Source organism: Amycolatopsis kentuckyensis, from assembly GCF_041679295.1.
GTDB lineage: Bacteria > Actinomycetota > Actinomycetes > Mycobacteriales > Pseudonocardiaceae > Amycolatopsis > Amycolatopsis kentuckyensis_A.
The window spans coordinates 644,780-659,084 of sequence record NZ_JBGDMD010000007.1 but is presented as its reverse complement, the minus strand read 5'-3'; the positions used below and the strand labels follow the sequence as shown (position 1 = coordinate 659,084).

General features: G+C 71.1%; 14 protein-coding genes. 9 read left to right on the top strand and 5 right to left on the bottom strand.

Going from position 1 to position 14,305, the window contains the following annotated elements:
- Positions 1-186: 186 nt before the first annotated feature.
- Complete coding sequence (locus tag ACERZO_RS31960; RefSeq protein ID WP_372668856.1) at positions 187-1,233, bottom strand: type VII secretion protein EccE; 1,047 nt, start codon at positions 1,231-1,233, stop codon at positions 187-189.
- Positions 1,234-1,373: 140 nt separating this feature from the next.
- Here ACERZO_RS31960 and eccB point away from each other — a divergent pair, with 140 nt between their 5' ends.
- The 3 genes from eccB to ACERZO_RS31945 are packed head-to-tail and all read left to right on the top strand — an operon-like array spanning position 1,374 to position 4,149.
- Positions 1,374-2,795, top strand: a complete 1,422-nt coding sequence (gene eccB / locus ACERZO_RS31955) for a type VII secretion protein EccB (RefSeq protein ID WP_372668853.1) — start codon at positions 1,374-1,376, stop codon at positions 2,793-2,795.
- An 11-nt stretch (positions 2,796-2,806) separates the two neighbouring features.
- Positions 2,807-3,499 carry a response regulator gene (locus ACERZO_RS31950; RefSeq protein ID WP_372668851.1) on the top strand — a complete coding sequence of 231 codons (693 nt, stop codon included), beginning with the start codon at positions 2,807-2,809 and terminating at the stop codon, positions 3,497-3,499.
- Complete coding sequence (locus ACERZO_RS31945) at positions 3,496-4,149, top strand: response regulator (protein WP_372668849.1); 654 nt, start codon at positions 3,496-3,498, stop codon at positions 4,147-4,149. Before ACERZO_RS31950 ends, ACERZO_RS31945 begins: the two co-directional genes overlap by 4 nt.
- Positions 4,150-4,423: 274 nt before the next feature.
- Here the strand turns inward: ACERZO_RS31945 and ACERZO_RS31940 are convergent, their stop codons facing one another.
- Positions 4,424-5,218 carry a carbon-nitrogen hydrolase family protein gene (locus ACERZO_RS31940; protein WP_372668847.1) on the bottom strand — a complete coding sequence of 265 codons (795 nt, stop codon included), beginning with the start codon at positions 5,216-5,218 and terminating at the stop codon, positions 4,424-4,426.
- A gap of 84 nt (positions 5,219-5,302) precedes the next feature.
- Between ACERZO_RS31940 and hisD the strand changes: the two genes are divergently transcribed.
- The 5 genes from hisD to ACERZO_RS31915 are packed head-to-tail and all read left to right on the top strand — an operon-like array spanning position 5,303 to position 9,554.
- Positions 5,303-6,625 (top strand): histidinol dehydrogenase, encoded by a 1,323-nt coding sequence (gene hisD / locus ACERZO_RS31935; RefSeq protein ID WP_372668844.1) that lies wholly within the window; start codon positions 5,303-5,305, stop codon positions 6,623-6,625.
- Entirely contained in the window at positions 6,625-7,725 is a 1,101-nt protein-coding gene (locus ACERZO_RS31930; RefSeq protein ID WP_372668842.1) for a histidinol-phosphate transaminase, read from the top strand. Before hisD ends, ACERZO_RS31930 begins: the two co-directional genes overlap by 1 nt.
- The gene (gene hisB, locus ACERZO_RS31925; RefSeq protein WP_372668841.1) at positions 7,722-8,321 is read left to right on the top strand and encodes an imidazoleglycerol-phosphate dehydratase HisB; all 600 of its coding nucleotides are present in this window, start codon (positions 7,722-7,724) and stop codon (positions 8,319-8,321) included. The genes ACERZO_RS31930 and hisB overlap by 4 nt, the downstream gene beginning before the upstream one ends.
- Complete coding sequence (locus ACERZO_RS31920) at positions 8,318-8,476, top strand: hypothetical protein (RefSeq protein WP_372668839.1); 159 nt, start codon at positions 8,318-8,320, stop codon at positions 8,474-8,476. The genes hisB and ACERZO_RS31920 overlap by 4 nt, the downstream gene beginning before the upstream one ends.
- Before the next feature lie 31 nt (positions 8,477-8,507).
- A complete protein-coding gene (locus tag ACERZO_RS31915) occupies positions 8,508-9,554 on the top strand; it encodes a hypothetical protein (RefSeq protein WP_372668837.1) in 1,047 nt (348 codons plus the stop codon).
- Here the strand turns inward: ACERZO_RS31915 and ACERZO_RS31910 are convergent.
- The 3 genes from ACERZO_RS31910 to ACERZO_RS31900 all read right to left on the bottom strand — a co-directional run bounded on the left by ACERZO_RS31910 (position 9,454) and on the right by ACERZO_RS31900 (position 13,512).
- Positions 9,454-10,878, bottom strand: a complete 1,425-nt coding sequence (locus ACERZO_RS31910; RefSeq protein ID WP_372668836.1) for a caspase family protein — start codon at positions 10,876-10,878, stop codon at positions 9,454-9,456. The two genes, ACERZO_RS31915 and ACERZO_RS31910, sit on opposite strands and share 101 nt — an antisense overlap.
- Positions 10,879-11,229, bottom strand: coding sequence for an effector-associated constant component EACC1 (locus ACERZO_RS31905; protein ID WP_372668834.1), 351 nt, complete (start codon positions 11,227-11,229; stop codon positions 10,879-10,881). It lies immediately after the preceding gene.
- Positions 11,230-11,319: 90 nt separating this feature from the next.
- Positions 11,320-13,512 (bottom strand): MMPL family transporter, encoded by a 2,193-nt coding sequence (locus tag ACERZO_RS31900; RefSeq protein ID WP_372668832.1) that lies wholly within the window; start codon positions 13,510-13,512, stop codon positions 11,320-11,322.
- A gap of 205 nt (positions 13,513-13,717) precedes the next feature.
- On the opposite strand from ACERZO_RS31900, the gene ACERZO_RS31895 reads away from it, so the two are divergent.
- A complete protein-coding gene (locus tag ACERZO_RS31895) occupies positions 13,718-14,305 on the top strand; it encodes a TetR/AcrR family transcriptional regulator (protein ID WP_372668830.1) in 588 nt (195 codons plus the stop codon).

Below are 14,305 nucleotides of genomic sequence, written 5' to 3'. Positions count from 1 at the left end.
GAGAGCACAGGAGTACACCGGTTCCAGTGAGAAGTCCGCAGCAAAAGGCGGCGTGACGCACCAGCGGCGTCACGCGACGGTCAAGCGCTCGGGGGTTCTCACGCGAGGTACAACGGCACGTCCCGGACTCGGCGACTCGGTCGACCGCAAGATAACGGCGCTCAGTGCCGTCGGGAAACCGATTTTTCAGCTGTCCAATGCGAGCGGGAGGGTCTGGCGGACTGCGGCACCGTGCCGCCCGTGCAGCGGAACCGCCGCCGCCAAGGCCGGCACCGGCGCACCCGGCCGCGCGCCCACCCGTACCGTCACTTCGGCCTTCTCACGTCCGCCCGGTGTCCGGGTGAGCGTGTACGACGTCGCCGTGAAAGCCGCTCCCGGTACCGAAAAGTCCAGTACCCGCGCCGATCGCGGCCGGTAGCACAGCTGCGGCGCGCCGCCCCACGTCCACGACCGCCACCGGTCGGGCTCGCCGCCGGGCGCCCCCTGGACGCCCAGGGCCACGCGAAGCTCCTTCGCCAGCTCGCCGGCCTCCAGCACGGTGCTCTGGTACCCCGCCTCGGCCAGCGCGCCCATCAGGCTCAGCGCCGCCGACGCCGTGCTCCGCAACGCCCCCAGGTCGCCGCCGCCGCGGGCCAGTGCCGCGATCGGGGCCAGGTCCGGCCGGTAGCGGACGGCCAGCCAGCGAACCCGCAGCACCTGGTCGCCGCGGGGAATGGCCCACGTCAGCAGCTGCGCCGACGCGAGCGGGACGTCGGTCCGCCGGTACGCCGCGCGCAACGCCTCCACCAGCGGCCCCGGCGCGCCCGGCCCCTGCGTCAGCCGGACCAGGGCGCTCCAGCCGCCGTCGACCTCGGCGACGCCGAAGCGGTTGCCCGCGCGGTCGACGTGCTGGCGCACCTTCACCGGACCGGCGACGTGCAGCAGCGGATCGGGACTCTCGCGGCGCGTGTCGTGGCGCCGCAGCCGGAACGCCGTCCAGGTCAGCGCCCAGCCCGCCAGGTGCCGCCCGGCGAACCGCACCGACGTCAGCAGCACCAGGAGCCCGGCGGCCACGCTGACGCCGATCCGCACGGGCTGCGCGACGCCGTCGACCAGCCACGCCAGCAGCACGGCGATCCCGGCGATCTCCCACAGCGCGGCCTGCAGCGGCCGGATCGGCAGCAGCCAGGGCAGCGGCGCCGACGCGGGCCGCGGTGGTGCCGGGCGGACGGCGCCGGCGGTTTCGACGGACACGGGCTCCCCTTTCCCCGGGTACCCGACGCTACTGCCTCCCCAGATGCCGCGTGGGCGTAAAAATTACCCTCCCCTTGCCTTCTTCGGGCGCCTAACCTCGGGCACTCGGGAGGACGACACACAGCCGGGGGCCAGTCAGCGTGTGGACGCAGCGGGACCAGATCCAGGCGTACCAGTTCCTCCGGCGCAGGCTCGTTTCCGCACTCGTCGCGGCCGACGCCAACCACCCCGTCTCGCCCAGCCGCCGGCTCGTCCTCGGCACCGTGCTGGGGCTCGTGGCCGCCCTGCTGGTCACCGCCGTCTTCGGCATCATCGGCCTGCTCAACCCCTCCGGCGGCAAGGACTGGCTGGCCGGCGGCAAGGTGATCGTCGAGGAGGGCACCGGCGCGCGGTTCGTGCTCGGCGCCGACGGCGTGCTGCACCCCGTCCTCAACTACGCCTCCGCGCGGCTGCTGGCCGGCGGCGCCGGCGACGCGACCGTGTCCGTCTCCTCGGAGAACCTCGGCAAGGCCGGCCGCGGCACCCAGATCGGCATCCCGGGCGCGCCCGACTCGCTGCCGGCCGCGAGCGCGCTCGTCACGACGCCGTGGACGAGCTGCAGCCGCACCACCCAGGACGCGCCCGCGTCGGCCGAGCCGCGCACCGCCGTCCTGCTCGCCGCGCCCGCGTCCGGCGTCGAACTGCCGCGCGACCAGGGCGTGATCGTCCGGCTGCCGCAGGGCGACCGGTTCCTGCTCGCCGGCGGCCGCCGCTACCAGCTCTCCGACGAGGCCGCGACCGCGCTGCAGTTCGACAGCTACCCGACGATCGCGGTGTCCGCGCGCTGGATCGACACCGTCCCGGCCGGCCGCGACCTGACCGCGCTGCCCGTCGACGGCGCCGGCGACCGCGGCCCCACGGTGGGCGGTCGCGACTCCCGCGTCGGCGAGGTCCTCGCCGTCGTGGACGCGATGGCCGCGCCGGGCTCCGCCACGTCGTACTACCTCGTGCGCCGCGACGGGCTCGAACCGGTCGGGCAGACCGAGGCGAGCCTGCTGGTCACCACCGAGGCCAACGCGGCCGCGTACGAGGGGACGCCGAAGCCGGTCGAGGTCCGCGCGGCCGACGTCGCCGCCGTGCCGAAGGTCGCCGCGCCCCGCGCCGGGGGCGCCGACCCCGCGGCCTTCCCGGACCGCATTCCCGGCAAGGCGCCGATCACCGGCGGCTCGGTCGCGTTGTGCGTTCAGGGCAGCCGGTTGCTCGTTTCGGCCGAATTCCCGCTTTCCCCTGGTGCCAAGGCAATCCAGGTCGCCACGAGGACCGAAGCACGGGTGGCGGACGAGGTGTTCGTACCTCCGTCGGGGGGAGCCGTCGTCGTCGAATCCGGCTCGGCCACCACGTACCTGGTGACCGATACGGGCCGGAAGTACCCGGTGGTGAACGCGCAGGCATTGGCCTCGCTCGGCTACGGAAGCGTGGCGAAGTCACCGGTCGCAGGTAGTTTGCTGGCATTGGTGCCGACGGGCCCCGCGCTGGACCCGGCCACGGCCGGGCAGCCGGCTCCGTCGGGTGGAACGGGGTGAAAGTCGTGCAGATGACAGAAGAGCGTTCGGCCGGCGAAGTGGACCATGGGCGGGTCCGCGTCGCGGTCATCGAGGACCACCCGTTGTACCGCGTCTCGGTCGAGCGGGTGCTGGCCGAAGCCGAGTTCATCGAACTCGGCGCGGTGGTGGACTCGGTGGCGCGGTTCCACGTGCACCGGCAGCCGCCGGGCAGCGTGGTGCTGCTGGACCTGGGCCTGCCCGGCGTCGCGGGGGCGGCGGCGGTGCTGGAGGTCTGCGAGCTCGGGCACCACGTGCTCGTGGTCTCCGCGCAGGCCGAGCCCGAGGTCGTGCTGGGGGCGATCGCCGCGGGGGCGCGGGGGTTCCTCTCGAAGGACGTCGACGCGGACGAACTGCTGATCGCGATCAAGACGGTGGCCGACGGCGGCGCGTACGTCTCCGCCGTGGTCGCCGGGATGATCATGAAGGACAACGCGGACCGGCCCGCCGTCTCGGCGGACGTCGAGCTGTCGCCGCGTGAGGAACAGGTGCTGCGGCTGGTCGCGGCGGGGGAGCGCGACGTCGACATCGCGCTGATCCTCGGCATCGGCGTCCGGACCGTGCGGGGCTACCTCGACCGCATCCGCGACAAGACCGGCGAACGGCGGCGGCCGGGGCTGGTCAAGGAGGCCATCCGGCGCGGCCTGATCGGCGGCTCCGGGCCTCGTCGCGGCGGCCGCAAATGAGCGAACCGGACCCGGCTCCGGCGCCGCGCCGCATCGCGGTCGGGGTCATCGAGGACCACCCGCTCTACCGGTACGCGCTCACGCGCGTGCTCACCGAGGCACCGGACATCGAGCTCGGCGCGGTCGCCGACTCGGTGGCCCGGTTCGCGGTCCAGGACCAGCCGGCGGGCAGCGTCGTGGTCCTCGACCTCAAGCTCCGGGGCGTCCAGGACGCGGCCGCGGTCCTGGAAGTGGGGCAGATGGGGCACAAGGTGCTGGTGGTGTCCGCGCACGCGGAACAGCCGGAGGTCCTGGGAGCGATGCAGGCGGGCGCGAAGGGGTTCCTGTCGAAGGACGTGGACGGCGACGAGCTCCTGCGCGCGATCCGCACGATCGCCGACGACAACGCGTACGTGTCGCCGACGCTCGCGGGGATGATCATCCAGGACAGCGAAGAGCGGCACGCGGGGCCCAAGATCGTGCTGTCCGAACGCGAGAAGCAGGTCCTCCGGCTGGTGGCGGCCGGGGAACGCGACGTCGACGTGGCGGAGATCCTGAACATCAGCGTCCGGACGGTCCGGTCGTACCTCGACCGCATCCGCGACAAGACGGGCGAACGCCGGCGCGCGGGGTTCGTCCGGGTCGCGATCCGCGAAGGCCTGCTCCGCTGAGCCTGGCCCGAGTGACGTGAATCATTCAGGACAGTCGGGGCGATGCGGGGCGGGGTAGCTGTTCCGTTCCGTCCTTCCGGCACCCCGAAGCTGTCATGGTGACTACGGCCGGCAACACCGCGTCAAGGCGGGAAAGATGCCTTGACCCGGCGTTGCCGGCCGTGTTCTGGCTTCGGATCGGGGTGCGGGGGAGTCTGGGTCCTCGTCGGTGCCTGTTCTCGAGGCCTCTCTCGTCTGGGCGTCGGCATTGTGGTGCGCGCTGGCGCCCGTCCGGTCAGAGCCGCCGGTTGGCCAGGGCTCCCGTCGCCGTGCGGGCCTTGGCCGACACCGCCGGGTCGACGTCGACCACGAGCGTCTCCGGGCCTGCGCCCGCGGCGGCGTGCACCCGGCCGAAACCGTCCGCGACCAGCGAGTACCCGATCCCGGTCGGCGCCTTCGGGTTCACCGTGATGCCCGTCGCCGCCGGGTCGGCCTGGCCGCACGCCAGCACCCAGCAGCCCGAATCCAGGGCGCGCGCCCGCACCAGCACCTCCCACTGCTCGCGCTTGCCCTCCCCGGCGCCCCAGGACGCCGGCAGCAGCACGACGTCGGCGCCGTCGTCGGCCAGCGCGCGGAACAGCTCCGGGAAGCGCACGTCGTAGCAGGTCGCGACGCCGTAGACGACGCCGTCCAGCTCGAACGTGGCCACCGAAGTGCCGGGCGCCACCGTGTCCGACTCCGCGAAGCCGAACGCGTCGTAGAGGTGGATCTTGTCGTAGCCGTGGTGCTGCCCGCGGCCGGTGACCAGCAGCGTGTTGCGCACGCGGCCCTCGTCCGCCGGGGTGAACATGCCGGCGACGACCACGACGTCGTGCTCGGCCGCCACCGCGGCCACCGCCGTCGCCCACGGCCCGTCGAGCTCCTCCGCCACCGGCGCCAGGGGACGGCCGAACCGCGCCATGGTGGCCTCCGGGAACACGACGATCCGCGCGCCGTCGGCCGCCGCGGCCTCGACGCCGGAGCGAATCAGCTTCAGGTTCGCCTCCGGATCGTCACCCGAGTTGACCTGGCACAACGCGATTCGCGCCACCGCTGCCTCCTGCATGCTGGGATCGGCCGTCACCGGGGAGTATCGCTGAAAAGCCGCTGGGCGTGACCTCGTACCCTGGAGGGCATGTTGAACCGCACCGACCTGCGCGGGCAGGTCCCGACCGCCGCCGAACTGCGCGCCACGCTCCCACGCGCCGAATACGACGTGGACGCGGCGCTGCATCACGTGCGCCCGGTGGTCGAGGCGGTCCGTGACCGCGGTGTCGAAGCCGTCCTCGAGTACACCGAGAAGTTCGACAAGGTGCGGCCCGCCTCCGTGCGGGTGCCGCGCGCTTCGTTGACGCAGGCACTGGCGGAGCTGGATCCGGCCGTGCGCGCCGCGCTCGAGGAGTCGATCACCCGCGCCCGGAAGGTGCACGCCGAGCAGCGCCGCACCGACGTCACGACGACGGTCGTCGACGGCGGCACGGTCACCGAGAAGTGGGTGCCGGTCGAGCGCGTCGGGCTGTACGCCCCGGGCGGGCTGGCCGTGTACCCGTCGACCGTTGTGATGAACGTCGTCCCGGCGCAGATCGCCGGCGTCGCCTCCCTGGTCGTCTGCTCGCCGCCGCAGGCCGCGTTCGGCGGCCTGCCGCACCCGACCATCCTCGCCGCGGCCGAGCTGCTCGGCGTCGACGAGGTGTGGGCGGTCGGCGGCGCGCAGGCCGTCGCGCTGCTCGCGTACGGCGGCACGGACACCGACGGCGCCGAGCTCACGCCGGTCGACGTCGTCACCGGCCCGGGCAACATCTACCTCACCGCGGCCAAGCGGCTGCTGCGCGGCCTGATCGGCATCGACGCCGAGGCCGGCCCCACCGAGATCGCGATCCTCGCCGACGAGACGGCCGACCCGGTGCACGTCGCCGCCGACCTGATCAGCCAGGCCGAGCACGACCCCCTCGCCGCGAGCGTGCTGGTCACGACGTCGGTGGAGCTGGCCGACGCCGTCGACAAGGAACTGGTGAACCGCGTCGCCGCGACGAAGCACAGTTCGCGGGTCGCCGAAGCACTGGCGGGCAAGCAGTCCGGCGTCATCCTGGTGTCCACAGTGGACGACGGCCTGCGCGTCGTCGACGCCTACGCCGCCGAGCACCTGGAGATCCAGACGGCGGACGCGCGCGCGGTCGCCGCCCGGGTCCGCAACGCGGGCGCGATCTTCGTCGGCGCGTACGCCCCGGTGTCGCTGGGCGACTACTGCGCCGGGTCCAACCACGTCCTGCCCACCGGCGGGTTCGCCCGCCACTCCTCGGGCCTGTCCGTGCAGAGTTTCCTCAAGGGCATCCACGTCGTGGACTACACCGAGGACGCGCTGCGCGAGGTCGCCGGCCGCGTCGTCGCGCTGGCCGACGCCGAGGACCTGCCCGCGCACGGCGAGGCCGTCACCGCGCGCTTCGGAGGTTCGCTCTGATGACGATCGGCGAAGAGGTCACCCTGGACGCGCTGCCGCTGCGCGAGGATCTGCGCGGCAAGACGCCGTACGGGGCGCCGCAGCTGGACGTCCCGGTCCGGCTCAACACGAACGAAAACCCGTACCCGCCGCCGCCTTCGCTGGTCGAAGACGTGGCCGAGGCGGTCCGTGCGGAGGCGGCCGAGCTGCACCGCTACCCGGACCGCGACGCCGTGGCGCTGCGCCAGGACCTGGCCGACTACCTGAGCGTGTCGACGCGGGTGGTGCTGTCGGAGGCGAACGTGTGGGCCGCCAACGGGTCCAACGAGGTGCTGCAGCAGATCCTGCAGGCGTTCGGCGGGCCGGGGCGCAGCGCGCTGGGGTTCGAGCCGTCGTACTCGATGCACCCGATCATCGCGTCCGGCACGCGCACCGAGTGGGTCCCGGCGCCGCGCCGGGACGACTTCACTTTGGACACTGCCGCGGCGGCGTCGGTGATCTCGGAACGGCGACCGGACATCGTGTTCGTCACCAGCCCGAACAACCCGACGGGCGGTTCGATCCCGCTTTCCGAGCTGCGGTCCGTTTTGGACGCGGCCATCGGGATCGTGGTCGTCGACGAGGCGTACGCGGAGTTTTCCTCTCAGCCGAGCGCGGTTTCGTTGCTGGCGGACTACCCTTCGCGGCTGATCGTCTCGCGCACGATGAGCAAGGCGTTCGCGTTCGCGGGCGGCCGCCTCGGCTACCTGGCGGCGGCCCCGGCGGTCGTCGACGCGCTGCAGCTGGTGCGGCTCCCGTACCACCTGTCGCGGCTGACGCAGGCGGCGGCGCGAGCGGCGCTGCGGCACGCGGACGCCACTTTGGACAGTGTGCACAAGCTGGCGGCGGAACGCGACCGCGTCGTGGAAGCGTTGGCAGGACTGGGTTACGACCCGGTGCCGAGCGACTCGAACTTCGTCCTCTTCGGACGGTTCAGCGATCCGCACGCGGCCTGGCAGTCCTACTTGGACAAGGGGGTGCTGATCCGCGACCCGGGCATCCCCGGCCACCTGCGCGTGAGCATCGGCACCCCGGAGGAGAACGACGCCTTCCTCGAGGCGAGTAAGGAAGTCTCGCGATGACCCGCATCGGCAAGGTCGAACGGACCACCAAGGAGTCCTCGATCTCCGTCCAGCTGGACCTCGACGGCACGGGCGAGGTGGAGATCTCCACGGGCGTGCCGTTCTACGACCACATGCTGACGGCGTTCGGCGTCCACGGCTCCCTGGACCTCAAGGTGGAGGCGACGGGCGACATCCACATCGACGCGCACCACACGGTCGAGGACACGGCGATCGTCCTGGGCCAGGCGATCCGCCAGGCCCTGGGCGACAAGAGCGGAATCCGCCGCTTCGGCGACGCGTGGATCCCGATGGACGAGACCTTGGCCCACGCGGCGATCGACGTCTCGGGCCGGCCGTACTGCGTGCACGTGGGCGAGCCGGAGCAGTTCAACACGTTCACGATCGGCGGCAACTACCCGTTCGTGCTGACGCGCCACGTGTTCGACTCGCTGTCGTTCCACGCGCAGATCGCGCTGCACGTCCGGGTGATCCACGGCCGCGACCCGCACCACATCGCGGAGGCGGAGTACAAGGCGGTGGCAAGGGCGCTGCGAGCGGCGACGGAGCCGGACCCGCGAGCGGGCGGCATCCCGTCGACGAAGGGTGTTCTGTGAGCAACAGCGTGGTCGGCGTCCTCTTGCTGGCACTCGGCGGTTTCTTGGTGGGCGGGGTCTATTCGACGTGGAAGACGGCCAAGTTCATGGCGGTGGTGCTGGGAGTCGCGGCGTTGCTCGCCATCGGCGGCGCCATCTTCTGGCTCATGAGCTAGCGGGGGCGTTCCGGCGGTACGATGACCGACCGTGGGCAGAGCCGGACTTCTTGTGATCATCCTGGGTATCGCCGGGCTGTTCGCGCACTTGGTCGTCGCCGTTCCACCGCAGAGCGCGGCGGCGGTCACGAGCGGCTCCTGGGTCGCGATCGGCATCGGGGTCGTGCTGCTGCTGACGGCGCTCGCCCAGAACGGTTATGGCTACGGAATCTTCTTGCTGACCCTCGGGGTCGGCGCGGTGGTCGCCCATCAGGTGGCGCACCTCGACGACCGGATACACGCTCCGCAGCCGCTGTTCGGCATCGTGGCGGCATCGCTGGCCGGCGTAGGTGCGGTCGCCGTGTCCTACTCCGGTGGGACGGACGGGGCGTGCCCCAGGTTGCTGTTCTTCGCCACGGCGTCGTTGCTCGCCGACATCTTCGTCGACTTCGGCTCCGGCTGGGACAGCCTGATGAACGTCAGCACAGCGTTCTTCGCCGCTGCCTTCGTCGCCACCGCGGCGTGGGAGATCACAGCCGACTCCTCGGCGGATCGCGATTCCGTGGCGGCTCACTATGGGAGCCGGTTGCTGCAGGCGGGAGGCATCGGGGTCGGCGTGGCCGCGGTGCTGATCACGGTCGAGGCGGCGTTCATACTGCCCTCGTTCGTCGACACCCTGCTTGTTCTGGGCGCGGTTTTCGGCGTGTATCCGCTCGTGCTGCAGCTCGGGTTCGGCTGGCTTCATTTGCTGGTCGGTGGCGAGACGATGGACCACGCGCCCAAGGAAATGATCGAAAAGGGCATCGAGGGCATGGAGAACGGCGTCGCCCTGCTGGCCGCGCTGGTCGCAGGCTTCGTCTTCGTCACGGTGCTGGCCGGGTTGATCTTCGGCGAGCCGACGGGCTGGCAGGTTGCCGTCCTCGTGGTCGCGGCCGTCGTCGCGATCGTGGCCATGGTGGGTTGGGGATACCGGGCGGTCACCGAACTAGCTCGCTGGCTCAAGGGGACGCCCCTGCCCGGCCGGGTTGCCAAGGTCCTCGACGACCTGCGTCTGTCTGACCCGGTGTTCCGTCTCCTGCCCGGCTCAGAAAAGTGCTGACCTCCCTCTCGAGCGCCGGAGTGGCCTCTCGATCGCGCAGCATGCCGCGGGCGATCCACACCGCCTCGTCGTGGTGGCCGAGGTCCGCGAGTTCCCGGATTCCCTGGACGCGCACCTGGGCGGGCAACTCGGCGGCGGCGAGCAGCATCGCCATGGCGGTACCCCAAAGCTGCCTTTTTTCGACATCGGTGACCGTCGCGGAGCCGGGGATCAGTTCACCGACGTCCCACTGGTCACTCTCCCACGCCCGGCCATCGGCCAGCTTCGTGCGCAGGCGTTTGACCGCGGAGACTGCCCTGGAACAGGCGAGGTCGGGAACTCCAAGATGCCTGAGTGCTTGTTCGGCGAAGGCTTCCTGATGCGCCCCTGCCAGCTCCGCCACGAAACGCAGCCGGGCGAGTACGGGCCAAGCGGGGTGCGACGCCGCCGTCGCGAGCTTGGCGTTCGTGGTGCCACCCTCGGGAAAGCCGCTTATGAGGGCATCGGCTTCGGCGATGGCGTGCAGCTGTGACGGCGGTTTGAACGGTGTCATCCGCAGCGGCGATGATGGGGACACGATCCGCGGCGGTGGGGCCGCGGGTGGGCGGAAGGACCGGTTGCGGACCAGTGCGAAATCACTGACCGAGTCGCTGTGCACGATCTTCGGCTCGGGGTGCTGGCGTTTCCGCATCCGGCCGCGGAGTTCCCGGTAGACCGCCGACAGCGAGAGCAGGCCCCCTTCGCCGGGCAACCCTTCCCGCAGCACCGCGATCAGCTCACCCGAGAACACCGTGTGCCGCTCGCCCTCGACGAACAGGGAAGCGAGGTGACGGGGCGCCGAGGCGAGGCCGCACGTGCCCGTCGTATCGATCTGTTCGAGCACACCGGATGCCTCGTTCGCCATGGCCCGGCCCAAAATACGGCCGGAGTAACAACAGTCCAGGATGACAATCTTGATCTTGGCGTCGCTCTGGTTGACGGCCCGGCGCAGCATCTCGGCGCGCAGCGAGCGGTATTCCTTCTCTGTCTCGATCGTGTCGCTCGTGGCCAGCAGGAGCTCGCCGTCAACGTCGACCAGCCCGTGGCCGGCGTAGTACACGACCAGGACGTCCTCGGCGGTGCGGCACCAGCGCGCGATGTCCAATCCCGCGTCTTCCCGGTGTCGGGGATTGACCATCGTGCGGACGTTATCCGGGAGGAAGCCGCCGAGTTCGGGGTCGACGAGGATGGCGGCGAGATCCACGGCGTTGGCTCTCGCCTGGGCGATCTCGGCCAGCGCCGGGTCGTCGTACTGGGCGGCGCCGATCAGGATCGCCTTCGATTTGGAGGGCTCGGCCAGGCGCATTCATTCCTCGCCGAGCTGCTTGGCCAAGGCCACCGCGGTGTCGTTGAGGTCCTTGACAGCGGTCCGGTGAACGCGTTCACCTTTCAAGGAAACAGTTTTGTCGCCCACCTTGACCGTGATGTCGACCTTCATGCCGCGCGTCTTGAGGTAGGCGACGAGCGAGGTGGTCATCGCGGTGAAACCGCTGGTGAGCACCAACGACACGGTGTCGAGCGCCGGACCCATCGTGCCTTCGCCGACGGAATGGCCGTCCAGGCGTGATCTTCCCGGAAAATCTTCCTCAAGCCAGCGCTGCAAGCCGAGTGCGTCGTCTTCGCCCTCGACCGTGATCAAAAACTTCGTTCCCGTCACACTGGGCAGTGTAATGGGATTGCGGCGGAAAACAGGAAAGAGCCCGGCCGTGACATGAATTGTCCAAATCACGGCCGGGCCGGGCAAAAATCAGCGGTTCGCGCCGACCAGCTCGCGGGGCTCGTCACCCGGCGCGTCGAGATGCTTGGTCAACTTCTCGCCCTCGACATCGACATCCGGCAGGATCCGGTCCAGCCACTTCGGCAGCCACCACGCTCCGCGGCCCAGCAGCGACATCACCGCCGGCACCAGCGTCATCCGGACCACGAACGCGTCCACCAGCACGCCGAACGCCAGCGCGAACCCGATCGACTGGATCAGCGTCGACTCGGCCAGGATGAACCCGGCGAACACGCTGATCATGATCAGTGCCGCCGCGACGACCACCCGCGCGCCGTGGCGGAAGCCCGTCACCATCGCTTCCTGGGGCTCCGCGCCGTGCACGTGCTCTTCGCGCATCCGCGTCACCAGGAACACCTGGTAGTCCATCGCCAGCCCGAACAGCACGCCGATCAGCAGGATCGGCAGCATGCTCATGATCGGCCCGGTCGACTCCACGCCCAGCAGGTCCGTCAGCCAGCCCCACTGGAACACCGCGACCACCGCGCCGAACGTCGCCGCGACCGAGCCGAGGAAGCCGATCGTCGCCTTCAGCGGCACCACCACCGAGCGGAACACCAGCATCAGCAGCACGAACGCCAGCCCGACGATCAGCGCGAGGTACGGCAGCATCGCGTCGGACAGCTTCTCCGAGACGTCGATGTTCGCCGCGGTCTGCCCGGTGACGGACAGCTTCGCGCCCGTCGCGTTCTCCAGAACGCCGGATTCGCTGCGGATCGCGGCGACGAGATCCTCGGTCTGAGTGCTGCTCGGCCCGCTCTTCGGGATCACCGTGAGCAACGCCGTGTCACCGGTCTGGTTGACGCGCGGCGGAGTGACGGCGGCGACGTCGGGCAGCTTCTGGATGTCCGCGGCGGCCTGGCCGAGCGCGGCCTGGCGGTTGACGCTGGCGCCGGTGTCGACGACGACCAGTAGCGGCCCGTTCGACCCCTCGCCGAAGCTGCGGCTCGCGATGTCGTACGCCTTCTTCTGCGTCGAGTCGGGCGCCGCGGTGCTGTCGTTGGGCAGGCCGAGCTGCATGCCGAGCGCGGGCAGCGCGACGACGGCCATCCCGGCCAGCGCGACGAGCAGCACCGGGATCCGGTGGCGGGCGACGAACCGCGCCCAGCGCTCACCGTGCGTCGTTTCGACGGGCTTGCGGCGCAGCCGGATACGCTCGCCGGCCACCCGCGTGCCGGCGAAGCCGAGGATCGCGGGCAGCAGCGTCAGCGCGATGACCACGGCGACCGCGACGGTGACCGCGGCGGCCACGCCCATCTGGCCGAGGAACGGGATGCCGATGACGGTCAGCCCGGCCAGCGCGATGATCACGGTGAGCCCGGCGAACACGACGGCCGAACCGGCCGTGCCGGTGGCGCGGCCCGCGGCCTCCTCCGGGTCGCGACCGAGCTTCAGCTCGTGCCGGTAGCGCGAGACGATAAACAGCGCGTAGTCGATGCCGACGGCCAGCCCGATCATCAGCGCGAGGATCGGCGTGTTCGAGTTCAGCTCCAGGAAGCCGGAGGCGAGGAAGATGCCGCCCATCCCGGTGCCGACGCCGATCAGCGCCGTGAGCAGCGGGATCCCGGCCGCGACCAGCGAGCCGAAGGTGATGATCAGCACGACGGCGGCGACCGCGACACCCAGGCCCTCGGTCGCGCCGGTTTCGGGGATGCCCTGCACGGCGTCGCCGCCGAACTCGACGGTGAACCCTTGCGCGCGGGCCTCGTCGGCGCTGTTCAGGAGGGCCTCGCGGTCACCGTCGGTGAGCTCGTACGCCTTCGCGCCGTAGCTGACCTGCGCGAGCGCGACGTGCTTGTCGGGCGAGATCGACTGCGCCTGGAACGGGTCGACGACGACGGCGACCTTCGGGGCCGTCTTCAGCTGCCCGACCAGGGCTTCGACCGCGGCCTTGCCCTTGGCGTCGGTGACCGTGGTGCCCGCGGGAGCTTCGATGACGACGCGCGCGGTGGCGCCACCCGCGTTGGCCTGCGGGAACTTCTCGGTCAGCTGGTCGATTGCCCGCTGCGACTCGGTGCCGGGGATCGTCACCGAGTTCGACAGCTGGCCGGACAGCGTGAGGGCGCCCAGCCCGAGCGCCACGAGGACGGCCGCCCAGACGGCGGCGACCAGCGCTCGCCGTCGGAAGGACAACCGGCCGAGCCGGTACAGGAAGGTCGCCACGAGTCAGCTCCGTTTCGCCCGAACGGGGTCGGTTCACTCCATCTGATTACTGACCAAGCTAGCCGATCGGCAAGGAGACCTCCAAGCCGATCGGCAAGTATGTGACTTGCCGAACAGCAAGGTTTATCCCAGCCGATCGGCTAGTAGTCGGTTTGCCGATCGACAGGGCGTGACGTACGCTCCGACGGCTCGCTGAGGAGGAAGAATGACCGCCGGCCCGGACGGGGACACCCGGACCCGACTGCTGCAGACCGCGCTGCGGCTGTTCACCGAACACGGTGTCGAGGGCACGTCGCTGCAGATGATCGCCGACGCGCTGGGCGTCACCAAGGCCGCGGTCTACTACCACTTCAAGACGAAGGCGGAGATCACCGAGGCGGTGGCCGAGCCCGGCGTCCGCGACCTGGACGAGCTGGTGCTGCGCGCGGCGGCGCAGAAGCGCCGCGGCGCGCAGGTGGACCTGCTCCTGGAGGGGTTCGTCGACCTGGTGATCCGCCACCGCGCGCTGGTGGCGCTGTTCTCGAGCGACCCGGGGATCGCCCGCGCGATCGAGAAGTCGGCGCACGGCGGCATGGAGGGCTTCGGCCAGGCGCTGCTGGGCATCCTCTCGGGCCCGGACCCGACCCCGGCGGCGCGGGTCAACGCAATGGTTACGTTGACGGGCATCGCGATGGCCGGCGGCTCCCCGGACCTGGCCCGGCTGAGCGACGAGGAACTGCGCGCGGAGCTGCTGGACGTCGGCCGCCGCCTGCTGGGCCGCCCCCGCCGTCGCGGTCTCGCCCCGGTGACCTAG

Bases quoted from the DNA above. Each gene is read 5' to 3' on its own strand.
- ACERZO_RS31950 (WP_372668851.1), top strand. From the start codon at position 2,807: ATGACAGAAGAGCGTTCGGCCGGCGAAGTGGACCATGGGCGGGTCCGC.
- ACERZO_RS31945 (WP_372668849.1), top strand. From the start codon at position 3,496: ATGAGCGAACCGGACCCGGCTCCGGCGCCGCGCCGCATCGCGGTCGGG.
- hisD (WP_372668844.1), top strand. From the start codon at position 5,303: ATGTTGAACCGCACCGACCTGCGCGGGCAGGTCCCGACCGCCGCCGAA.
- ACERZO_RS31910 (WP_372668836.1), bottom strand. From the start codon at position 10,878: ATGCGCCTGGCCGAGCCCTCCAAATCGAAGGCGATCCTGATCGGCGCC.
- ACERZO_RS31895 (WP_372668830.1), top strand. From the start codon at position 13,718: ATGACCGCCGGCCCGGACGGGGACACCCGGACCCGACTGCTGCAGACC.
- hisB (WP_372668841.1), top strand. From the start codon at position 7,722: ATGACCCGCATCGGCAAGGTCGAACGGACCACCAAGGAGTCCTCGATC.
- ACERZO_RS31930 (WP_372668842.1), top strand. From the start codon at position 6,625: ATGACGATCGGCGAAGAGGTCACCCTGGACGCGCTGCCGCTGCGCGAG.